At 70.6% G+C, this 21,351-nt stretch carries 23 protein-coding genes and 1 tRNA gene; 15 read left to right on the forward strand and 9 right to left on the reverse strand.

Annotation, left to right across the window (positions count from 1 at the left end; translation table 11 throughout):
• Window positions 1-17: 17 nt before the first annotated feature.
• From pflA to ACZ4D5_RS31440, 3 genes are all read left to right on the forward strand, one after another.
• On the forward strand, window positions 18-839 hold the full coding sequence (gene pflA / locus ACZ4D5_RS31430) for a pyruvate formate-lyase-activating protein (RefSeq protein ID WP_467775844.1): 822 nt from the start codon (window positions 18-20) through the stop codon (window positions 837-839).
• 93 nt (window positions 840-932) lie between these two features.
• Window positions 933-1,139 carry a hypothetical protein gene (locus ACZ4D5_RS31435; protein ID WP_467775845.1) on the forward strand — a complete coding sequence of 69 codons (207 nt, stop codon included), beginning with the start codon at window positions 933-935 and terminating at the stop codon, window positions 1,137-1,139.
• 22 nt (window positions 1,140-1,161) lie between these two features.
• Entirely contained in the window at window positions 1,162-1,371 is a 210-nt protein-coding gene (locus ACZ4D5_RS31440; protein ID WP_467775846.1) for a hypothetical protein, read from the forward strand.
• A gap of 7 nt (window positions 1,372-1,378) precedes the next feature.
• Here ACZ4D5_RS31440 and mscL read toward each other — a convergent pair whose 3' ends face one another.
• The 6 genes from mscL to ACZ4D5_RS31470 all read right to left on the reverse strand — a co-directional run bounded on the left by mscL (window position 1,379) and on the right by ACZ4D5_RS31470 (window position 7,132).
• Window positions 1,379-1,855, reverse strand: coding sequence for a large conductance mechanosensitive channel protein MscL (gene mscL, locus ACZ4D5_RS31445; RefSeq protein WP_467775847.1), 477 nt, complete (start codon window positions 1,853-1,855; stop codon window positions 1,379-1,381).
• Window positions 1,856-1,993: 138 nt separating this feature from the next.
• Window positions 1,994-2,446 carry an RcpC/CpaB family pilus assembly protein gene (locus ACZ4D5_RS31450; RefSeq protein ID WP_467775848.1) on the reverse strand — a complete coding sequence of 151 codons (453 nt, stop codon included), beginning with the start codon at window positions 2,444-2,446 and terminating at the stop codon, window positions 1,994-1,996.
• 324 nt (window positions 2,447-2,770) lie between these two features.
• Entirely contained in the window at window positions 2,771-3,625 is an 855-nt protein-coding gene (locus tag ACZ4D5_RS31455) for an S-methyl-5'-thioadenosine phosphorylase (protein WP_467775849.1), read from the reverse strand.
• Between the two features lie 76 nt (window positions 3,626-3,701).
• Entirely contained in the window at window positions 3,702-4,040 is a 339-nt protein-coding gene (locus ACZ4D5_RS31460) for an FmdB family zinc ribbon protein (RefSeq protein WP_467775850.1), read from the reverse strand.
• A gap of 67 nt (window positions 4,041-4,107) precedes the next feature.
• Window positions 4,108-5,379 carry an MFS transporter gene (locus ACZ4D5_RS31465; protein WP_467775851.1) on the reverse strand — a complete coding sequence of 424 codons (1,272 nt, stop codon included), beginning with the start codon at window positions 5,377-5,379 and terminating at the stop codon, window positions 4,108-4,110.
• 253 nt (window positions 5,380-5,632) lie between these two features.
• Window positions 5,633-7,132 carry a potassium/proton antiporter gene (locus tag ACZ4D5_RS31470; protein WP_467776035.1) on the reverse strand — a complete coding sequence of 500 codons (1,500 nt, stop codon included), beginning with the start codon at window positions 7,130-7,132 and terminating at the stop codon, window positions 5,633-5,635.
• Between the two features lie 224 nt (window positions 7,133-7,356).
• On the opposite strand from ACZ4D5_RS31470, the gene ACZ4D5_RS31475 reads away from it, so the two are divergent.
• The gene (locus tag ACZ4D5_RS31475) at window positions 7,357-10,119 is read left to right on the forward strand and encodes a penicillin acylase family protein (RefSeq protein ID WP_467775852.1); all 2,763 of its coding nucleotides are present in this window, start codon (window positions 7,357-7,359) and stop codon (window positions 10,117-10,119) included.
• Window positions 10,120-10,185: 66 nt separating this feature from the next.
• Here the strand turns inward: ACZ4D5_RS31475 and ACZ4D5_RS31480 are convergent, their stop codons facing one another.
• Window positions 10,186-10,800, reverse strand: a complete 615-nt coding sequence (locus ACZ4D5_RS31480; RefSeq protein ID WP_467775853.1) for a 5-formyltetrahydrofolate cyclo-ligase — start codon at window positions 10,798-10,800, stop codon at window positions 10,186-10,188.
• A gap of 94 nt (window positions 10,801-10,894) precedes the next feature.
• Here ACZ4D5_RS31480 and galU point away from each other — a divergent pair, with 94 nt between their 5' ends.
• The 7 genes from galU to ACZ4D5_RS31515 all read left to right on the forward strand — a co-directional run bounded on the left by galU (window position 10,895) and on the right by ACZ4D5_RS31515 (window position 16,648).
• A complete protein-coding gene (gene galU / locus ACZ4D5_RS31485) occupies window positions 10,895-11,830 on the forward strand; it encodes a UTP--glucose-1-phosphate uridylyltransferase GalU (protein WP_467775854.1) in 936 nt (311 codons plus the stop codon).
• A gap of 4 nt (window positions 11,831-11,834) precedes the next feature.
• Window positions 11,835-13,181 (forward strand): molybdotransferase-like divisome protein Glp, encoded by a 1,347-nt coding sequence (glp, locus tag ACZ4D5_RS31490; protein ID WP_467775855.1) that lies wholly within the window; start codon window positions 11,835-11,837, stop codon window positions 13,179-13,181.
• 87 nt (window positions 13,182-13,268) lie between these two features.
• Window positions 13,269-13,799: a cyclic pyranopterin monophosphate synthase MoaC gene (gene moaC / locus ACZ4D5_RS31495; protein WP_467775856.1), complete on the forward strand. Its 531-nt coding sequence runs from the start codon at window positions 13,269-13,271 to the stop codon at window positions 13,797-13,799.
• Window positions 13,800-13,864: 65 nt separating this feature from the next.
• The gene (locus tag ACZ4D5_RS31500) at window positions 13,865-14,392 is read left to right on the forward strand and encodes a MogA/MoaB family molybdenum cofactor biosynthesis protein (protein WP_467776036.1); all 528 of its coding nucleotides are present in this window, start codon (window positions 13,865-13,867) and stop codon (window positions 14,390-14,392) included.
• Window positions 14,393-14,451: 59 nt separating this feature from the next.
• Window positions 14,452-15,012, forward strand: coding sequence for a GNAT family N-acetyltransferase (locus ACZ4D5_RS31505; RefSeq protein ID WP_467775857.1), 561 nt, complete (start codon window positions 14,452-14,454; stop codon window positions 15,010-15,012).
• 217 nt (window positions 15,013-15,229) lie between these two features.
• Complete coding sequence (gene sepX / locus ACZ4D5_RS31510; protein WP_467775858.1) at window positions 15,230-16,489, forward strand: divisome protein SepX/GlpR; 1,260 nt, start codon at window positions 15,230-15,232, stop codon at window positions 16,487-16,489.
• Window positions 16,490-16,574: 85 nt separating this feature from the next.
• Window positions 16,575-16,648: transfer RNA gene (locus ACZ4D5_RS31515), tRNA-Ala, on the forward strand.
• 164 nt (window positions 16,649-16,812) lie between these two features.
• Here the strand turns inward: ACZ4D5_RS31515 and ACZ4D5_RS31520 are convergent.
• The gene (locus ACZ4D5_RS31520; RefSeq protein WP_467775859.1) at window positions 16,813-17,694 is read right to left on the reverse strand and encodes a hypothetical protein; all 882 of its coding nucleotides are present in this window, start codon (window positions 17,692-17,694) and stop codon (window positions 16,813-16,815) included.
• 427 nt (window positions 17,695-18,121) lie between these two features.
• Between ACZ4D5_RS31520 and ACZ4D5_RS31525 the strand changes: the two genes are divergently transcribed.
• The 4 genes from ACZ4D5_RS31525 (at window position 18,122) to ACZ4D5_RS31540 (ending at window position 20,823) form a co-directional block, all read left to right on the forward strand.
• Complete coding sequence (locus tag ACZ4D5_RS31525; RefSeq protein WP_467775860.1) at window positions 18,122-18,331, forward strand: helix-turn-helix transcriptional regulator; 210 nt, start codon at window positions 18,122-18,124, stop codon at window positions 18,329-18,331.
• Entirely contained in the window at window positions 18,303-18,707 is a 405-nt protein-coding gene (locus ACZ4D5_RS31530; RefSeq protein WP_467775861.1) for a hypothetical protein, read from the forward strand. Before ACZ4D5_RS31525 ends, ACZ4D5_RS31530 begins: the two co-directional genes overlap by 29 nt.
• A 381-nt stretch (window positions 18,708-19,088) precedes the next feature.
• A complete protein-coding gene (locus tag ACZ4D5_RS31535; protein ID WP_467775862.1) occupies window positions 19,089-19,556 on the forward strand; it encodes a hypothetical protein in 468 nt (155 codons plus the stop codon).
• A 16-nt stretch (window positions 19,557-19,572) separates the two neighbouring features.
• The gene (locus ACZ4D5_RS31540) at window positions 19,573-20,823 is read left to right on the forward strand and encodes an ATP-binding protein (RefSeq protein ID WP_467775863.1); all 1,251 of its coding nucleotides are present in this window, start codon (window positions 19,573-19,575) and stop codon (window positions 20,821-20,823) included.
• Here ACZ4D5_RS31540 and ACZ4D5_RS31545 read toward each other — a convergent pair.
• Window positions 20,820-21,341: a GNAT family N-acetyltransferase gene (locus ACZ4D5_RS31545; protein ID WP_467775864.1), complete on the reverse strand. Its 522-nt coding sequence runs from the start codon at window positions 21,339-21,341 to the stop codon at window positions 20,820-20,822. The genes ACZ4D5_RS31540 and ACZ4D5_RS31545 overlap by 4 nt on opposite strands.
• Window positions 21,342-21,351 lie beyond the last annotated feature (10 nt).

Genomic DNA, 21,351 nt, shown 5'->3' on the forward strand with positions numbered 1-21,351 from the left:
AGTCCGGGAGTTACGCCATGGCTGTCCTGCTCGGTACCGACATCCCCGTACGCCCCCGTGCGGTCGGCGAGGACGCGGCCACCCCCGCGGCCGCCGCGACCCACCGCCCCGTGACCGGCTCGGTCCACTCCTGGGATCTGTCCACCGGCGTCGACGGGCCCGGGACGCGCTTCGTCACGTTCCTCTCCGGGTGCCCGCTGACCTGCCTGTACTGCCACAACCCCGACACCTGGCGGATGCGGAACGGCAAGCGGACCACGGCCGACGACGTCATCGCGGAGGCCGCCAAGTACACCAAGTTCATCTCCGCCGCCGGGGGAGGAGCCACCGTCAGCGGCGGCGAGCCCCTCCTGCAGCCCGTCTTCACCGGCGAGCTCCTGCACCGCCTCAAGCACGAACTGGGGCTGCACACCGCCCTCGACACCTCGGGCTTCCTCGGCGCACGCGCCACCGACGCCCTGCTGCGCGACGTCGACCTGGTCCTGCTCGACATCAAGTCCTGGGACCCCGAGACGTACGAGAAGGTCACGGGGCGCCCGCTGCGGCCCACCCTCGACTTCGCCCACCGCCTCGCCGAGCTCGGCAAGAACGTCTGGGTGCGCTTCGTCCTCGTCCCCGGCCTGACCGACGACCCGGGGAACATCGAGGGCGTCGCCCGCTTCGCCGCCTCGCTCGGCAATGTCTCGCGCGTCGACGTGCTGCCCTTCCACAAGCTGGGCGAGGCGAAGTGGGACGCGCTCGGCAAGGACTTCACGCTGCGCGACACCCCCTCGCCCACCCCGCAGCAGCTGGCCACGGCCAAGGAGATCTTCGCAGGTCAGGGCCTCAAGGTCATCTGAAGCGGGGGGTCGCGGGCCGTCCGGAGGCCACCCGAACGGCCCAGCGGGCGGGGCGGCTGGCTGTCGGACAGGATCGGCGGCGCGAGGGTCACCATGGTGTCCTTCGTCGGCATGGCCGCCTCGCTGGTCGTCGTGATCAGCGCACTGCCGTCCGGTGGCGACAAGGGCAGCTTCTGGGCCTTCTACATCGGCTTTCTCTGCGCCTTCGCGTTCTCCGGCATCGGCAACGGCTCGACCTTCCGCCAGATCCCCGTGATCTTCCGGGATCTGCACCTGAAGAAGGCGGAGGCCCCGAGCTGAGCCTCCGACGTACCCTGGAGGCATGAGCACCGCCCCCGCCCCCGAACCGCGCGATCCGGAGCAGCCGAAGAGCCCGGCGAAGCCGCGGAACGCGCTGATCTTCGACGATCCGCTGTCGCAGCAGTCTTCGGACGACACGGACCGAGGGTGGGGCGAGCGGACGGAGGCCGGCGGCGACAGCGCCGCCGACCTGGCGCGCTTCCTCGACGAGAAGCCGCCCCACCACCTCTGAGCCCGCGCTACTCCTCGCGGTGACCGGAGCCGCGCTGCGCCACCAGGGCGTCGCGGATCTCCTTGAGGACCTCCAGCTCGGAGATCTCGATGACCTCCTTGGTGCCCTCCTTGGCCGCCTTCCGCGCGGCCTGCTTCGCCAGGTACTTGGCCATGGGCAGGACCATCAGGAAGTAGACGACGGCCGCGGTGATCACGAAGCTGAGGACCGCGCTGAGCACGGAGCCCCACATGATCGGGATGCCGCTCTCGACCGTCCCGTCGGGCTTCATCACGCACGGTGCCTTCAGGCACGAGCTGTAGTGGTCGAGATCCTTCGTCCCGAAGGCGCCGACGAGCGGGTTGATGACACCCTTGACCACCGAGTTCACGATGTTCGTGAACGCGGCGCCGATGACCACCGCGACCGCCAGGTCGACGACATTGCCGCGCATCAAGAAGGCCTTGAAGCCCTCCCAGACGCCCGGTTCCTTCTTCTCGCTCACCACGAGGCCTTTCGTTGCACGTGCAGGTTGCGGAACAAACAACTTCGCAACCTACGTCAGGCCGGGGTTGACCTGTCCAATTCCTTCGCACGAACGGGCGACTTGACAGGCTCTCAGTGCGATCGCGAACGGTCCGTTTCACGGCAGGGTCACCGCCAGACGCGCGCTCGCCCCTGCTCCGGCGAGCCGCGCCGCCGTGTCCCGCGGCACGGAGAAGACCACCAACGCCCCGCCCTCGGCAGGCCCTTGCCTCTGTCCGGGCACCTCGGAAACCCGCGCGCCCGCCGCCACCACGCGCGGCTTCGCGCCACCCGACGGCGACGCGTCCGCCGCGATCACGTCGACCCGGTCGCCGGGGCGCAGCAGACCTGCCGCGTCCGCGTCCGCGATCCGCACGGGTGCCGACACCCGCTCACCGGACCGCGGCTCCCGCGCGGGCTCCGCCACGGCGGCCCGTGCCTGCGGCCGCGCGGCCTCGCGCGGGACCGAGGCCGCGAGGGCGGCGGCGGTCATCGCGAGCCCCACGGCCATGGCCCGCCGTCTGTGCCGCAGCAGCCTGCGCAGCCGCGGATGGCCGCCGCGCACCCGCACGGGGGAGAAGTGGGGGACCGGGCAGCCGTCCGCCCATGAGGTCTGAGGCTGAGTCTGAGAAGGGACGTGGGGCACGACAACCACCGCCTGCGGTGCGAGAGCTCGGCTTGCGCTCTCACGATGCAGCCCCGCGCCGATTCCCGCTGAGCCCCGTGGACTACCCGCCGGTTGTGGACAACTCCCTCACCCGAAGGGGAAGTTCCACCGCCTCACCGCCGCCGTACCGCCGCACCGCTGCCTCACCTCACCGCCGCCCCACCCCGGCTCCAGCTCCAAGCTCCAGCTCCACCACCCCGGCTCCAGCTCCAGCCCCCGGCAGCCCCCTCACGGCAGCCGAATCCCCGGATTCAGCCCACCCAGCGCCCCGGCACACAGGCACCTCCGCTCCCCACCACCCTCGGGCAGCCCCGCCACCGCGTCGAACAGCACGTCCCGCAGCCGGTCCACGTTGGCGGCGAACACCCGCAGGACCTCGTCGTGCGAGACGCCCTCACCGGCCTCCGCGCCCGCGTCCAGGTCCGTGACCAGCGCCAACGACGTGTAGCAGAGCTCCAGTTCACGCGCGAGCACCGCCTCGGGATGCCCGGTCATGCCCACCACCGACCAGCCCTGGTCCGCGTACCAGCGCGACTCCGCCCGGGTCGAGAAGCGCGGGCCCTCGATCACGACCAGCGTCCCGCCGTCCACCGGCTCCCAGTCGCGGCCGCGCGCGGCCTTGAGCGCGGCACCGCGCCCCACGGGGCAGTACGGGTCGGCCAGCGACACATGCATGACGTTCGGCACGCTCCCGTCCGGCAGCGGAACCCCGTCGAAGTACGTCTGCTGGCGCGACTGCGTGCGGTCCACCAGCTGGTCGGGCACCAGCAGCGTCCCGGGCCCGTACTCGGACCGCAGTCCGCCGACCGCGCACGGCCCGAGCACCTGGCGCACGCCGACGGAGCGCAACGCCCAGAGGTTGGCGCGGTAGTTGATGCGGTGCGGCGGCAGATGGTGGCCGCGGCCGTGCCGCGGCAGGAACGCCACCCGGCGCCCCCCGATCTCACCGAGGAAGAGGGAGTCGCTCGGGGCCCCGTACGGAGTGTCGACCTGTATCTCGGTCACGTCGTCGAGGAAGGAGTAGAAGCCGGAGCCGCCGATCACGCCGATCTCGGCCCGTGAAGCGTTCGCCGTGTTCGCCATGGGCCGCACAGTAGCCGGGCCGGGAAACGCCGAGGACCCCGCCGTCGCGGGACGGCGGGGTCACTCGGGAAAGGTCTTACGCGGCCGAGCTCGACGACGTGGACGTCGACGAGGACCCGGACGACGTGGAGTCCGAGGACGAGGAGGACGAAGAGGCCTTCGCGCCCGAGGAGCCCGAGGAGTCCGACGAGGACGAGGACTTCGACGACGAGGAGGCCGGCGTGCTGCTCGACGACGAGCCGCGGCTGTCGTTGCGGTAGAAGCCGGAGCCCTTGAAGACGATGCCGACGGCCGAGAACACCTTCTTGAGGCGTCCGTCGCAGCTGGGGCACACGGTCAGGGCGTCGTCGGTGAACTTCTGCACCGCCTCGAGGCCCTCGCCGCACTCGGTGCACTGGTACTGGTACGTCGGCACTTGCTTCCTCCTGGCACTCTCACTCGATGAGTGCTAACGACGGTCCATAGTGACGTATTCCGCGAGATCAGTCCACCGTGACCGGGACTCGGTGACCGACGCCACGCGCGACCGTGAGGGACGGGGCCTTGGGAACGAGCCGCGAGCGCAGCGTCACGAGGACCGCGAGGGCCAGTGCCGTGCCGCCCAGCGGGACCAGGAATCCGGCGCCGTCCCAGAAGCGGTCCTCCAGCTGTCCGGCGACCGTGACGGCCGCCGCCTGCCCGAGCGCGACCGCGCCGGTGAGCCAGGTGAAGGCCTCCGTGCGGCCGGTCGGCGGGACCAGCTTGTCGACCAGGGTGTAGCCGGTGATCAGCGCGGGCGCGATGCAGACGCCGACCAGCAGGCCGAGCCCGGCGAGCAGGAGCACGGAGTGCGCCGCCCACAGGCCGGAGGCCATCAGGGTCAGTGCCGCGTACCCGACGAGGAGCCGGCGCTGCGGGGAGACCTTCCAGGCGATGGCCCCGCAGGCGATGCCGGAGAGCATGTTGCCCGCGGCGAAGGTGCCGTACAGGACGCCGTTGAGGCCCGGTTCGCCGATCGACTCGGTGAAGGCGGCCAGCGAGACCTGCATGCCGCCGAAGACGGCGCCGATCCCGAGGAACGTCACGATCAGGACGCGCACTCCGGGGACCCGCAGCGCGGAGACGTGCTCCACGCGCGCGTGCTCGGCGTTGTGCGCGGACGGCTTGGGCTGGGTGCTCTTCTGCGCGGCGAACAGGAGGCCGCCCACCAGCGTGAGCCCGGCCTCGGCGAGCAGTCCGGCGGAGGGGTCGACGGTGGTGCACAGCGCGGTCGCGACGAGCGGGCCGAGGACGAAGGTCAGCTCGTCGGTGACCGACTCGAAGGCGGCCGCGGTGGTGGCCAGCGGGGTGTCCTGCAGCTTGGCGCCCCAGCGGGCCCGCACCATGGGGCCGATCTGCGGCGTCGACGCGCCCGCGGGCACGGCGGCCACGAAGAGCGCCCACAGGGGCGCGTCGGAGAGCGCGAGGACCGTCAGTGTGACGACGGACGCGGAGTGCACGAGGACGCCGGGCACCAGCACGGCGCGCTGTCCGAACCGGTCGGCGAGCTTGCCGCTGAAGGGGGCGAAGAGCGCCATGGAGACGCCGGTGACGGCCGAGACGGCGCCCGCGGCACCGTACGAGCCGGTGGTGTGCTGCACCAGCAGCACGATGGAGATGGTCAGCATCGCGAACGGCTGGCGCGCAGCGAAGCCGGGCAGCAGGAATGTCCAGGCGCGCGGGGTGCGCAGCAGCTGTCCGTAGCCCGGGCGGGATTCGGTGACCGTGGATGCCACGGCCCGTGCCTTTCTGCCGCCTGGTAGCGCGGTCCCCCTGTAGGGCGACGGCGCCGAGAGCTGTCCTCTTGCGCGGAACTGCGGTAGATGCCGGGCCCCACTGCGAGGGGTGCCGCGGCCGCCATACGGTCGCGCCAGCTCTGCTTCAGGCAGAGTTGGTTCGATCAGGTGTCTTCATGGTACAGGCGGAAGTCCCTTCCGCCCCTGTGATTACAGCCGATGAGACGCCCGCCACCTACGATGCCGCCGATGCTTAGTGGTTTTCTCCGTCGGTTCCCAGCCATCCGGCGAGCTTTCCGCCGTGGCCGACCGCGCGCAGCCGCTTCTCGGCGGCGTCCCGCACCGGATCGGTGGCCACCACGAGGAGCTCGTCGCCGCGCCGCAGCACCGTCGTCGGCAGCGGAACGAACGATTCGCCGTCGCGCACGACCAGCGTGACCGCGGCCCCCGGAGGCAGCCGCAGCTCGGCGACCTCGACGCCGTGCATGCGTGAGCCCTTGGGGATGGCCACCGACAGGAGATGTCCGCGCAGCCGCTCCAGGGGCGCCGATTCGACGCCCAGGTCGGCGGCCTCCGCGGAGTCGCCGAGCCGCAGCTTCCTGGCCAGCCAGGGCAGCGTGGGGCCCTGGATGAGGGTGTACACGACGACGAGGACGAAGACGATGTTGAAGATCCGCTGGCTGTCGTCGACGCCGCTCACCATCGGGATGGTGGCCAGGATGATGGGCACGGCGCCGCGCAGGCCGGCCCAGGACAGCAGGGCCTTCTCCTGCCAGGGCATCCGGAACGGCAGCAGGCTGATCACGACTTCCAGGGGCCGTGCCACCACCGTCAGGACGAGGCCGATGACGAGGGCGGGCCAGGCGTCGTCGAGCAGGTCGTGCGGCGTGACCAGCAGGCCGAGCAGCACGAACATGCCGATCTGCGCGAGCCAGCCGAGCCCTTCGGCGAAGCCGCGGGTGGCGGGCCAGTGCGGCAGCTTGGCGTTGCCGAGGACCATCGAGGCGAGGTAGACGGCGAGGAAGCCGCTGCCGTGCGCCATGGCTCCCGCGGCGTACGCGGTGACGGCGATCGCCATGACGGCGATGGGGTAGAGGCCCGAGGCGGGCAGGGCCACGTGGCGCAGGCCGTAGGCGCCGAGCCAGCCCACCGCGAGGCCGATCGCGGCACCGATCGCCAGCTCCAGGGCGATCTTGCCGATCAGCAGGTACCACTCGTCCACCGGTCCCGCCGTGGAGAACGCCACGACGAGGATCACCACAGGGGCGTCGTTGAACCCCGACTCCGCTTCCAGGACCCCCGTGACGCGCGAGGGGAGCGGCACCTTCCGCAGCACGGAGAAGACCGCCGCCGCGTCCGTGGAGGAGACCACCGCGCCGATGATCAGCGCCTGCCGCCACTCGAGCCCCACGAGGTAGTGCGCTCCCGCGGCCGTGACGCCGACGCTCACCGCGACACCCGCGAGCGACAGCGCGGCCGCCGCGGGCAGCGCGGGCCTGATCTCTTTCCACTTCGTCCCGAGGCCGCCCTCGGCGAGGATCACGACCAGCGCCGCATAGCCGATGACCTGCGTCAGCTCGGCGTTGTTGAACTGGACGTCGCCGATGCCGTCCTGGCCCATGGCGACGCCGATGCCCAGGTACAGCAGCAGGCTGGGGAGCCCGCTGCGCGACGAGATGCGGACCGCCGCCACCGCGACGAGCAGAACGAGCGAGCAGACGAGCAGGAGCTGGTTGAGGTGGTGGACAGTCAGGGGCCGTTCCTTCCTCCGTGTAGCCGAGTACTTCGTTACCTTACCTAATTGTTAACGCTTTCTTGACGTCGTCGAACCTCTTTTCGATCTCAGAGAAGGCGGGTTCCTGACTCCGCGTCCGGAGCCGCAACGTCCTGCGCCTATGGTTGCTCCAGCGCTCCCAGAGCCGCCCAGTCGACAGCACAGCCCGCCCTGCCGCTCGCGTAAGGACAGCAAGGACAGCGATGCCCTCCAACACCACCGCCTCTTCCGGTCATAAGTCCGGCAAGAAGAAGGGGCGCCGAGCCCGACTCGTCGTGATCGTCCTGGTCCTGGCCATCGTCGGAGGCATCGGCTTCGGCGCGTACTGGAGCATCAGCACCGTGCGCGCCTCCTTCCCGCAGACCAAGGGAACGATCAAGCTCGACGGCCTCTCCGGCAATGTCGAGGTGAAGCGCGACGGCAACGGGATCCCGCAGATCTACGCCGATTCCGACGCCGACCTCTTCATGGCGCAGGGCTACGTCCAGGCGCAGGATCGCTTCTGGGAGATGGACGTACGTCGTCATATGACCTCCGGGCGGCTCTCCGAGATGTTCGGCAAGGGCCAGGTCAAGACCGATGAGTTCCTGCGTACGCTCGGCTGGCACCGGGTGGCGAAGAAGGAGTACGACTCCAAGCTCTCGCCGCAGACCAAGAAGTACCTCCAGGCGTACGCCAAGGGAGTCAACGCCTACCTCGGCGGCAAGGACGGCAAGGACATCTCCGTCGAGTACGCGGCGCTCGGCTTCGAGAACGACTACAAGATCGAGAAGTGGACCCCCGTCGACTCCGTTGCCTGGCTCAAGGCGATGGCCTGGGATCTGCGCGGCAACATGCAGGACGAGATCGACCGCTCCTTGATGACGAGCCGCCTCGGCCCCTCGCAGATCAAGGACCTGTACCCGGAGTACCCGTACAAGCGGAACAAGCCCGTCGTCCAGGAGGGCGCCTACAACAGCGCCACCAAGGAGTACGACGACAAGGGCACCGGCACGCAGTCCGGGACCGCGGGGACCGGTGGCGCGGCGGGCACGGGCCTCGCGGACGGCACGCAGGCACCCGCCGGGCTGCAGTCGCAGCTCTCGGGTCTCTCCGACGCCCTGGACGAGGTCCCGGCGATCCTCGGCCCGAACGGCAACGGCATCGGCTCGAACTCCTGGGTCGTCTCCGGAGAGCACACCATCACCGGCAAGCCGCTCCTCGCGAACGACCCGCACCTGGCGCCGCAGCTGCCCTCCGTCTGGTACCAGATGGGCCTGCACTGCCGGTCGGTCTCCGAGAAGTGCCAGTACGACGTCTCGGGCTACACCTTCTCCGGCATGCCGGGCGTGGTCATCGGCCACAACCAGGACATCGCCTGGGGCATGACGAACCTCGGCGCCGACGTCACGGACCTGTACCTGGAGAAGTTCACCGGGGACGGCTACCTGTTCGACGACAAGGTGCTGCCCTTCACCTCCCGCGAGGAGACCATCAAGGTCGCGGGCGGCAAGGAGAAGAAGATCACGGTCCGCGAGACCAACAACGGCCCGCTGATCTCGGACCGCGACGACGAGCTGGTCAAGGTCGGCAAGAAGGCCGGCGTCGACACCGCCGCCCCCGACCGGGGCGACGGCTACGGAGTGGCGCTGCGCTGGACCGCGCTGGCCCCCGGCAAGTCCATGGACGCCGTCTTCGAGCTCAACAAGGCGAAGGACTTCACGGAGTTCCGCAAGGCGGCCGCTTCTTTTGAAGTGCCCTCCCAGAACCTGATCTACGCCGACACCAAGGGCAACATCGGCTACCAGGCCCCCGGCAAGATCCCCACCCGCGGCAAGGGCGACGGCTCGCTCCCCGCGCCGGGCTGGGACCCCGCCTACCGCTGGGACGGCTACATCCCGCAGCGTGCGCTGCCCTACGAGTACAACCCCAAGCGCGGCTACATCGTCACCGCCAACCAGGCCGTGATCGAGGACGGCGAGGGCAAGTACCCGTACAAGCTCACCGCCGACTGGGGCTACGGAGCGCGCAGCCAGCGGATCGACGACCTGATCCAGTCGAAGATCAAGAACGGCGGCAAGATCTCCACCGAGGACATGCGCCTCATGCAGATGGACAACAGCAGCGAGATCGCCAAGCTGCTCGTGCCCAAGCTGCTGAAGATCGACATCAAGGACAAGTACGTCCGCGAGGCGCAGAAGCTCCTGGAGGGCTGGGACTACACCCAGGACGCCGACTCGGCGGCCGCCGCGTACTTCAACTCGGTCTGGCGCAACATCCTCAAGCTCGCCTTCGGCAACAAGCTCCCCAAGGAGCTGCGCGTCAAGGGCCAGTGCCTGAACGTCGAGCCGGCCGGCAACACCCGTCCCGCCGACGAGGGCGAGAAGGTCCGCGAATGCGGCGAGCGGGACGCCGACTCGGCGCAGCCGGACGGCGGTGACCGCTACTTCGAGGTCGTCCGCAAGATCCTCGACGACGAGAAGAACGACTGGTGGAAGGCGCCGGCGACCCGTACCGACGACGAGACCAAGACCCGCGACCAGCTGTTCAAGCGGGCCATGGAGGACGCGCGCTGGGACCTGACGGCCAAGCTCGGCAAGGACATCGACACCTGGAGCTGGGGCCGCCTGCACCGCCTCACGCTGAAGAACCAGACGCTGGGCACCGAAGGCCCCGGCTGGCTGCAGTTCGTGCTCAACCGCGGCCCGTGGAACCTCGGCGGCGGCGAGGCCGCGGTCAACGCCACCGGCTGGAACGCCGCGGGCGGGTACGGCGTGGTGTGGGTGCCGTCGATGCGCATGGTGGTGAACCTCAAGGACATGGACAAGTCCAAGTGGATCAACCTCACCGGCGCCTCGGGGCACGCGTACAACGACCACTACACCGACCAGACCGACAAGTGGGCCAAGGGCGAACTCCTGCCGTGGGCCTACTCGAAGAAGGCGGTCGAGGACAGCACGAGCGACAAGCTGGTCCTGCGCCCCTGATCCCGCACGGCTGACACCGAAGGGCCCTCCACGCACGCGTGGAGGGCCCTTCTCGATGTCGTGGGGTCAGTGGAAGCGACGTACCCCCGACGGCGTCACGACGGCGTGCACCGGCCGGTCGTGCGCCTCTTCGGGGACGTGCGCGACCACTTCGGAGTCGTACAGGAGCACCACCAGAGCGGGATCGGCGTCCGCGCGCTCCAGCCGGGCGAGCACCCGGTCGTACGAGCCGCCGCCCCGCCCGAGCCGCATCCCGCGCGCGTCCACGGCGAGCCCGGGCAGCAGCACGACGTCCGCCTCCAGGACGGCGTCCGGACCGAGCCGCTGCCCGGAGGGTTCCAACAGCTCGATCTTTCCCTGGTGTTGTACGCGCACGAGCGAGCTCTCCCCGTCGTACGCCCCCCAGTCCAGGTCGTTGTCCGCGAGCAGCACGGGCAGCAGAACCCGTGTCCCGCGCGCGTGGAGGGCATCCAGCAGGGCGCGCGTGCCGGGCTCGCTCCCCACGGAGACGTACGCGGCGACGGTCCGCGCCCCGGCGAGCTCCGGCAGCTCCAGCGCGCGGTCGGCGAGAACCGCGGCCGCCTTGTGTGCGTCATCCTCAGTCAACCCGCTTCTCACCGCGAGGAAGTCTCGCCGCAACATGCGCTTGGTTGGCTGGCCGCCGGGTTCGGTCGTGCTCATGGCGTACTCACAAATCCTTCCTAGTGGTCGCATATGCCGCCCAATTATCTGGACCCACAGATTCCGCACATACGCACCGGATATGGTTGTCGGCATGACTGAGTCTCACCCCCCCACGCCCAGGATCACCAAGGCGGTCATCCCCGCGGCGGGCCTCGGCACGCGCTTCCTGCCGGCGACCAAGGCAACTCCCAAGGAGATGCTGCCGGTCGTCGACAAGCCGGCGATCCAGTACGTGGTCGAGGAGGCCGTGTCCGCGGGCCTCGACGATGTCCTCATGATCACGGGTCGCAACAAGCGCCCGCTGGAGGACCACTTCGACCGCAACTACGAACTGGAGTCGGCCCTCCTGAAGAAGGGCGACGAGGCCCGCCTCGCCAAGGTCCAGGAGTCCAGCGACCTCGCGACGATGCACTACGTCCGCCAGGGCGACCCCAAGGGGCTCGGTCACGCCGTCCTGTGCGCCGCACCGCACGTGGGCCACGAGCCGTTCGCGGTCCTCCTCGGCGACGACCTCATCGACCCGCGCGACCCGCTCCTCGCCCGCATGGTCGAGGTCCAGGAGCAGCACGGCGGCAGTGTCATCGCGCTCATGGAGGTCGCCCCCGAGCAGATCCACCTCTACGGCTGCGCGGCCGTCGAGGCCACCGAGGACGGCGACGTCGTCAAGGTGACCGACCTGGTGGAGAAGCCGGAGACGGCGGACGCCCCCTCCAACTACGCGATCATCGGCCGCTATGTCCTGGACCCCCATGTCTTCGACATACTGCGCAAGACCGAGCCGGGCCGCGGCGGCGAGATCCAGCTCACCGACGCCCTGCAGCAGCTCGCCGCGACGTATCAGTCGGCTCCTACCGTCGCGGGGAAGATCGGCGGCCCGGTGCACGGCGTCGTCTTCAAGGGCCGCCGCTATGACACCGGTGACCGCGGCGACTATCTGCGTGCCATTGTCAGACTCGCGTGCGAACGTGAAGATCTGGGCCCGGACTTCCAGGCCTGGCTTCGCAGTTACGTCACCGAGGAGATGTAGCACTTTGAGCAGCAGCACGACGACATCGACCACCGGCCGGGACAACCTCTGGTCGGTGGAGGAGCATCTGGACGACATCCTCGCGACCGTCCGTCCGCTCGAGCCGATCGAGCTCCAACTCCTCGACGCCCAGGGCTGTGTCCTGGTCGAGGACGTCACGGTGCCCGTCTCGCTGCCGCCCTTCGACAACAGCTCCATGGACGGGTACGCGGTGCGGGTCGCCGACGTCGCGGGCGCCAGCGAGGAGTTCCCCGCCGTCCTGACCGTCGTCGGCGACGTCGCCGCGGGCGCGGGCGAGCAGCCCACCGTCGGCGCGGGCCAGGCCGCCCGCATCATGACCGGCGCACCGCTGCCGCCCGGCGCCGAGGCCGTCGTCCCCGTGGAGTGGACCGACGGAGGCCTCGGCGAGGGCCCCGTCTCCGGGATGCGCGCCCACAGCGCCGCCCCCGAGGGCGCCTCCGGAGAGGTCCGCGTGCACCGCCCCGCCGAGGCACGCGCGCATGTGCGCGCGCAGGGCAGCGACGTCCGGGCCGGTGACCGCGCCCTGACCACCGGCACGGTCCTCGGCGCCCCGCAGATCGCCCTGCTCGCCGCGATCGGACGCGGCACGGTGAAGGTGCGCCCCCGCCCGCGCGTGGTCGTCATGTCCACCGGCAGCGAACTGGTCCAGCCGGGCGAGGAGTTGGCGAACGGCCAGATCTACGACTCCAACAGCTTCGCCCTGACCGCCGCGGCCCGCGAGGCCGGAGCCATCGCCTACCGCGTGGGCGCGGTCGCCGACGACGCCGAGACCCTGCGCTCCACCATCGAGGACCAGCTGATCCGCGCCGACCTCGTGGTCACCACGGGCGGCGTGAGCGTGGGTGCGTACGACGTCGTGAAGGAGGCCCTGACCTCCATCGGCGACCCGGACGACGAGGACGGCATCGGGGCGGGCAGCGGCGTGGAGTTCCGCAAGCTCGCCATGCAGCCGGGCAAGCCGCAGGGCTTCGGCTCCATCGGCCCCGACCACACCCCGTTGCTCGCGCTGCCGGGCAACCCCGTCTCCTCGTACGTCTCCTTCGAACTCTTCGTACGTCCCGCGATCCGCACCCTCATGGGCCTGCCCGAGGTCCACAGGGCCACCACGCGCGCGGAGCTGGTGTCCGACAAGCCGCTGAACTCGCCCGCGGGCCGCCGCCAGTTCCTCCGGGGACGGTATGACGCCGAGGCGGGCAGCGTGACCCCGGTCGGCGGCTCGGGCTCGCATCTGATCGCCGCCCTCGCGCACGCGGACGCGCTGATCGTCGTCCCCGAGGACACCACGTCGGCGGAGCCCGGCACGGACGTCGAGGTGGTCCTGCTCGGCTGAGAAGGCCGCCCGCGCGGTACCGTGTCGCGCACAACAGGCCCGCGCGCGCCGCACCGCGCGGGGCCCGGACCGGGAGCGCCACAGCACATGACCGCGATTTCCCGGGGGGAGACCCCCGGCCCTGAGCAGCAGCACCTGACCCACATCGACGAGGCGGGCGCGGCCCGCATGGTCGACGTGTCCGCGAAGGACGTGACCGCGCGCACCGCCCGTGCCAGTGGCCGCGTGCTGGTCTCGCCGCGTGTGATCGAGCTGCTGCGCGGCGAGGGGGTCCCCAAGGGCGACGCCCTGGCCACCGCGCGGATCGCCGGGATCATGGGAGCCAAGCGCACCCCGGACCTGATCCCGCTCTGCCACCCGCTGGCCGTCTCCGGGGTCGAGCTCGACCTCTCCGTGGCGGACGACGCCGTCGAGATCCTCGCGACGGTGAAGACGACGGACCGCACGGGCGTCGAGATGGAGGCCCTCACCGCGGTGAGCGTCGCGGCCCTCACGGTCGTCGACATGGTCAAGGCGGTCGACAAGGGCGCCGTCATCACGGACGTACGCGTCGAGGAGAAGACCGGCGGCAAGTCGGGCCACTGGACGCGCGAGGGAGCCGAGGGGGCGGGAGCGTGAGCGGCCACAGCGCGTCCGAGGGCGAACGCCGGGAGACGGCCGCGGCGTCGGTGCCGCCGTCGGCTCTGGACGTGCCGGGCGGCGGCGCCTCGACCGCGCCGTATGCCGCCCTCGTGGTGACCGCCTCGAACCGCGCGGCGGCCGGGGTCTACCCCGACCGCGGCGGCCCCCTGCTCGCCGAAGGCCTGACCGCGCTCGGCTTCGCCGTCGACGGACCCCAGGTCGTCCCCGACGGCGACCCCGTCGAACAGGCCCTGCACGCGGGCGTGGCGGCGGGCTACGACGTCATCCTCACCACCGGCGGCACCGGCATCTCGCCCACCGACCGCACCCCCGAGGCCACCCGCCGCGTCATCGACCACGAAGTCCCCGGCATCCCGGAGGCGATCCGCGCGTACGGCAGGGACAAGGTCCCCACGGCGGCGCTCTCCCGAGGGCTCGCCGGAGTCGCGGGCAGGACGCTCATCGTGAACCTGCCGGGCTCCACGGGCGGCGTACGCGACGGACTCGCCGTCCTGGAGCCGCTGTTGAAGCACGCCGTCGACCAGCTGCGCGGCGGCGACCATCCCGGCCCCGCGGGGGGTGCGAGCTGAACAGCCCTTCCTGGCCCGTCGAGCTGACGGACGGCGACATCGCCCTCCGTCCCATAAAGATGCGCGACCAGCGGGCCTGGCGCGAGGTCAACCGGCGCAACCGCGACTGGCTGCGCCCCTGGGAGGCCACGATCCCGCCGCCCACGGCCAGCGGCCCGATCGTGCACCGCCCCACCTACCGGCAGATGGTCCGCCATCTGCGCGCGGAGGCGGGCGCGGGCCGGATGCTGCCCTTCGTCATCGAGTACCAGGGCCGTCTCGTCGGGCAGTTGACGGTCGCCGGGATCACCTGGGGCTCGATGTGCTCGGGCCATGTCGGCTACTGGGTCGACGAGTCCGTCGCGGGGCGCGGGGTGATGCCGACCGCCGTCGCGCTCGCCGTCGACCACTGCTTCCGGGCGGTCGGGCTGCACCGTATCGAGGTCTGTATTCGCCCCGAGAACGCGCCGAGTCGACGGGTCGTGGAGAAACTCGGATTCCGCGAGGAGGGGCTTCGTCCACGGTATCTCCACATCGACGGAGCCTGGCGGGATCACCTCGTCTTCGCGCTCACCGCCGAAGAGGTACCGGAAGGGTTGTTGCGCCGCTGGCACCAGGCGCGACCTCGGAACACCGCCTAGTCCGGTACCCGACCCGGAAAATGAAATAAGTGTTCGAAATTGATCGGCGAACGACCGTCTGAGGCTCGTATGAGCCTTGTCTCAGGCATTAATTTCACGCTGTCGGCGGCCTGTTGATCGCATCAGTCACAAAAAAAGTTCGAGATATCAGCCAGATCGTGCGACACACCGGCCCAATTGGCAGATGGCCTCACGCAAACCCCTCTACCGTGTGAGCGTGAGCAGCAGCGGCCTCATCTACGCAGTCATCGTCGGGGCCTGGGCCGCCTACTTGGTGCCGATGTGGCTCCGTAGGCAGGACGAGCTGAACGAAGCCCGTCCGACGGAACGCTTCAGCACCGCCATCCGGCTGCTGTCCGGACGGGCGGGGATGGAGCGCCGATACGCCAAGGACCTGCAAGCGCGCTCGCCGGAGGAAGGGGAGTCGCGCGACGACCCGGACGGGATCACCGACTCGGTGGACGTCCGGGCCTTTGTCGCGCCCCCGGCCGGCGCGGCCGAACCCCAGGCGGACCGGGCGGAGCCTCCGGTCCGTCAGAAGGTGCGCCCCGAAGCCGAACCCGAACGCGCGCCGGAGCCCGCCCCCCGGGCCAAGGCTCCGGTCAGGACCCAGGGTGCGGCTCAGGGCAAGGTCCAGGGCCAGCTTCAGGGGCAGAGTCAGGGCCAGGTCCAGGGCAAGGCGGACCCCGCGCGGCGTGCCGCCTCGGCGGAGGCCGCCGCCCGCGCCCGGCGCTCCAAGGTGCTCGCCCGGCGCCGCCGCACGACGGTGCTGCTCTTCCTCGCCTTCACGGTCGGCGCGGTCGTCGCCGGGGTCGGCGGGCTCGCCTTCCTGTGGGCGCCCGCCGTGCCCGCGGTGCTGCTGAGCGCGTACATCGTCTATCTGCGCGGCCAGGAGCGGCGGCGCTTCACCTACACGATGGACCGGCGCAGGGCCGAGGTCGCGGCGCAGCGGCTGCGCGAGCGGCAGCCGCGGCGCAGGCCCGCGAGCGCGGAGCCCGTCGTCGACGAGGCCGAGGAGCCGGCGCCCGAGACGGAGACCGACCTGTCCGCGCTCGCCGCCGACCGCCGTGCCCTCGTCGAGCAGACCGACCACGCCGAGTGGGTCGACCAGCAGCGCGAGCGGCAGCGGGGCCCCGGGCGCGGCGACAGCTGGGACCCGGTCCCGGTGCCCCTGCCCACGTACGTGACCGCGCCGGTCGCCCCGCGTGCCACCGGCAGCGTCGACCTGGGCGCTCCCGACACCTGGAGCTCGGCCCGGTCGAGCACGGCGGACACGGGGACCTCGGGCGGCGCCGCTGCCGCCGAGAAGAACCGGGACGCCGCCGGGGACGTCGACGCGGCCGAGGGCTCCGACGCCTCCGGCGGGCGCGGCGACAAGCGCAGGGCGGCCTCCGCGCGGCGTGCCCGCGGGCGTGGCCGCACCCCGCTCTTCGACCAGTACGAGGACGGCGACCGGCCGCGCGCGGCCAACGAGTGAGGCCTCGTGAGATCCCCCGGGCTGACCAGCCAGGAACGGATTTCCAAGCACCCGGATGGGGATGCTAGAGTTTCACTCGTTGCAAGGGCCTGTGGCGCAGTCCGGTAGCGCACCTCGTTCGCATCGAGGGGGCCAGGGGTTCAAATCCCCTCAGGTCCACTGCACGGCCGTTCTTGAGTTAGCTCAAGCTCGGTTGACGAGATCCCGTCCGATCGGAAGATCGGGCGGGATCTTCGTCGTTTCTGGAACCTGTTCGGGGTGAGGGATGGCGGCGATCCGCAGCCGTGGGCGTTTGGGTCCGTGGCTGTGCGGTGTTGTGAGCATCACGGCCAGCCCCGGGTGTCCGGGGCTGGCCGTGATCGCGTTGTGGGGTTGTCCGTTCCGCTCTGGTCCCTTAGCTCATGGAGGGGGGCGGTCGTCCCGTTTCGTCCGGCGGCGCCGGTGCGGCGGTAGAGCCAAGTCTCGAGGATGTCGAGGTTGCCTGCGGTGGCCATGACGGCGACCAGGAGTGTCTGGGCGACCTGGCCCGGTGCTGGGCGGTGTTTCGGGTTCCCGATGTCGATCTCGCCGCTCTTGAAGCGTCCGTTGATGCCTTCGTTGTGGGAGCGGATGGGCTTGTAGGTAGAGGTCCAGGCTTGGGTGAGGCAGTGGTGGTCCTGCCGGAACTTGGCGGTCTTGCGATCACCGTCGGCATCGGCGGGGACGCTGATGTCGGACTGGCTGCAGACGTCTGGCAGTTCGTCGGCCGGTGGACGGGTGAGCCATTCGTTCTCGGGGAGTTGGACGGTCGGGCGGGCGGCGGAGTGGGCGGCCCGCTTGCGACTGTCGGAGAAATTGATCAAGGTAGGTGGCGGTTTAGGGCTGCGTGGTGTGCGGGGCCGAAGCCGGTCCCGGCGAGCGCAGTTCACCGACGGCGAGGATCCGGCCGCGGGGCAGTGCAGGCGAACGGTGCCTCGGGCGTCGGGGCCTTGCTTGGTCTTCAGGAAGAACGGCGTGCGGGCGTCGATGAGTTCGGCCAGCTGCGGGCTGTCCTTGATCTCACGTACGGCCTTGTCGTCCAGGCCGGTGGTGGCATGGGCCAGCACGACGGGCAGGAGAGGGCAGGCGAGCGGGCCGTCGATGAGCACGGCGCCTTTCCAGCTGCCTTGCTTGCCCCGGTTCTCGACCTTGTAGTCGAGGGCGAGACGGTAGCCGAGACGACGCACAGGGGTGTGTATAGGCGCGGTCGGCGGCCAGGATGCCGGTGGGCAGGCCGAGTTCGGACAGCTGAGTCAGGACGTTGACCGCGTTGGGGCCGGTACGGACCGTGGGAGTGTCGAGCTCGAAGCCCAGACACAGCTGCGGGTACGCCTTGGGCCGGTGGTCGTCGGAGTCGCGGTGATGGGCGGCGATGGCCAGGGTGGCGCTGTAGCCGAAGCCCTTCTCCCCGGTGCCGCCCTTGGCGTGCCAGCCTGCACTGATCTCGACCGACGCGGTTCCGCGCCAAGGGCTGTCGGGGTGGGCGGTTACGGGGATGCCGGTGGCGTCGATGCCGACGTCGCCGGTCCAGCCGCGCAGGTGGCCCCCCAAGGGGCAGTTCTGCCTGTAAAGCAAGCTTGACAACCGCTGAAGGGTGACAAGTAAGCTTTACATGTGCGAAACAGCGTCAGGAAACTGCGGTCGTCACGAGGGCTCTCCCAGGGGCAGCTCGGCACAGCCCTGGGGGTCTCACGGCAAACGATCAATGCCATCGAGACCGAGCGGTATACGCCTTCCCTGCCGCTAGCCATGTCCATGGCCAAGTTCTTTGAAGTCAGCGTTGAGGAGATGTTCCATGCCGAAGAGCCAGCAGATGGCCAGTAGGACAGCCCGGCGGTCCGTCCCTGGCTTCTTCCTCGCCGTCGGAGGTGCCTGCCTCGTGGCTGCGACTTTCGGCGGCCGCCTCGCTATCGGCCTGGTGACGTTCGGGATTCTGGCGGCCTGCAGTCTTGTTCTGGTGCTGCTGGGACGCCGGAGCGAGACCTACCAGGGCCTCACCGAAAAGGCTCCCGACGAGCGCTTCGCCCGGATCTCAGGGCGAGCCTGGGCTGGCACGGGCGTGGTGCTTACCGCGGGGAATCTCTACGCCTTCATCGGTGACCTGGCATCCGGACGAAGCGGTGGTCCGTACTTCTGGTTCGTGGCCACCGCCGCCATCTCCTACATCGCGTTTGTCGCCTTCTTCTCTCGGCATGGCTGAGGAGCCATCGCCCTCGAACGGCTCGCCACCGCACGTCCGACCGGGCGACGCGGTCCACCTGGTCACCGGAGGCCGGTGCCGGGCCAGGCTGAGCGGCCGTGGGTAATGGCGGGCACGCCAGTTCCTGGCCTCCGCGCACAGCTCCGAGGCCTCGACGACTGGGGCCTCCACGGTGACCGACCGCAGCCTCGCGGGGAACGATCACCCGTCTCACGGGAAAAGCTCTTCAAACTGGCGAGTCGTGCCTGATCAGGCCCACTCGTGAACACCCGACTGCACATGAGATCCCGTCCAGTTCATCGAACTGGGCGGGATCTTTGCGTTGTGCCCAGGAGGCCGCGCTCCGCGTGTGGTTTGTCCGGCAATCGATACATTTGATCCATGTCGTGCCCTTTGTGGACGAGGACCGCCGTCGCCTTCTGGGGTGCCGGTCTTGTCGCCGTTCTGGTCGGCGGATGTTCCGAGCCCGGCGGGCTGCATGTGGAAGGGCCGGCGCTGCGGCCGTCGAAGGTGACCGGGCCCGTCTATCTGGCCGACGCGGCGGGGGAGCCGCTGCAGCGGCCGGCGGAGGTGGGGCTCACCGAGTACGTCACGCTGACGGACCTGAACTGGAAGGACTGGGGCGGGCCGACCGCGCGGGCCACCGGGAGGCTCGGTGGCCAGTGGTGTCTGCCCGGGTGCGCCGAGAAGCCGTACGACGCGACGCTGACGCTCAGCGGTCTGGAGCGGCAGGAGCGGGTCGCGTACTACCGGCGGGCGACCGTCGAGCCGAAGAAGCCGGAGGAGTTGCCCGCGGCTGCGGTGAACGTGCAGTTCCAGGGGATCCGGCTGTCGGTTCCGGAGTTCTGAGAGGGCTGGGGACGGCATGGGGCTGCGCACCAAGATCGGAATCGCCATCGCGGGCACCGCGGCCGTGGTGTCCGTCGTGATGGGGCTCCTCGTCCACCACCGCACCGTCGAGGCGCAGTACGCGGGCGCGCGCAGCCAGATCGGGGACCGGCTGCAGACCGCCGTGCAGGACCACGCGGCGGGGATCGACGGGGACCGCACCCTCATCGACCCCGCCGACCTGCCGGGGCCGCTCGCCGGGGCCGTGCGGAACGGGAACTGGGGCGTCTATCTGGACCGCGGCGGGCGGGTGCCGCAGCTGTGGGCGGCGAGCAAGTACGGCAAGGAGGTCGTCGCGCTGAAGCGGCCCTACGACAGGGAGGCGGCGACCGTGCGGGACCTGGACCGGGTGCTGTGGATCTCCGGGGGCATCGGGACGGCGCTCGCGTGTGTGGCGGGGCTGCTGGTGGCCACGCGGCTCGGGCGGCGGCTCAGGGCGAAGGCGGGGGCCGCGCAGCGCATCGCCGAGGGGGATCTGACGGCGCGGCTTCCGCTGCACGGCAAGGACGAGATCACGCAGCTGGCGTCCGCCGTGAACACCATGGCCGACGCGCTCGCGGCGCGGCTGCAGGCCGAGCGCGAGGTGACGGCGAACATCGCGCACGAGCTGCGGACGCCGGTGGCGGGGATGGTGACGGCGGCCGGGCTGTTGCCGCCGGGGCGCCCTTCCGAGCTGGTCCAGGGGTCGGCGCGGCGGCTGCGGGAGCTGGTCGACGACGTCATCGAGGTGGCGCGGCTCGACGGGGCGGGGGAGCAGGTGGCCGCCGAGGTGTGCGGCTTGGGGGAGCTGGTGCGCAGGTCCGCCGCGGCGGGGGCCGCGGGGGCGGAGGGGGTGACGGTGGAGGTGGTGCGGGATGTGGAGGTGGAGACGGATCCGCGGCGGGTGGAGCGGGTGGTGGCCAATCTCGTCAGCAACGCGTTGCGGCACGGGGCGGTGCCGGTGGTCGTCGAGGTCGACGGCGGGGTGGTGACCGTGCGGGATTCGGGGGGCGGGTTTCCTGAGGCGCTGCTGTCCGGGGGGCCGCAGAGGTTTCGCAGTGGGGGTGGGGAGAAGGGGGTGGGGCTGGGGTTGGGGCTGACGATCGCGCAGGGGCAGGCGGGGGTGTTGGGGGCGGGGGTGCGCTTCAGCAATGCGGTGGGCGGTGGGGCCGTGGCTGTGTTCGACCTGCGGTCGGCCGTGAAGCAGCCCTCGGGGGGAGGCGTGGCGTCCGCGGACAGGCGCGGCTAGAGGGCCTTGACGTAGCAGCGGCTCAGGTCGTCGAAGCGGTAGTGGCCGAACTTCTCCGGGGCCGGGGTGTAGCCCGTGGAGGTGTAGAGGGCTATCGCTTCCGGCTGCTTCGTGCCCGTTTCCAGGACCATGCGGACGCGGCCGGCCGCCTTCGCGTCGGTCTCCAGGGCCGCGAGGATGCGGCGGGCGAGGCCGAGGCCGCGGGCCTCCGGGGTGACGTACATCCGCTTCAGTTCGGCGTCGCCGTCCTCGTAGTTCTCGTCGTTCTTGTCCATGGCGCGCCAGCCGCCCGTGGCCAGTGCGGTGCCGTGCTCGTCGTACGCGATGAGGTACAGGCCGCGTGGGGGCTCGAACATGGACGGGTCGAGCGGGGTGACGTCGCCCTCGTCGCCGTAGCGCTCCGCGTACTCGAGCTGGACGCGGTCGTTCAGCCTGATCGCGTCCGGGTGCGCGAACGTGACCGTGCGCAGGTGGACGGCGGGGGAGGCGGCGGACTGCTGAGGCGTCTGGATAGTCATGCGAATCATC

The organism is Streptomyces sp. NPDC025651 (genome assembly GCF_055558735.1).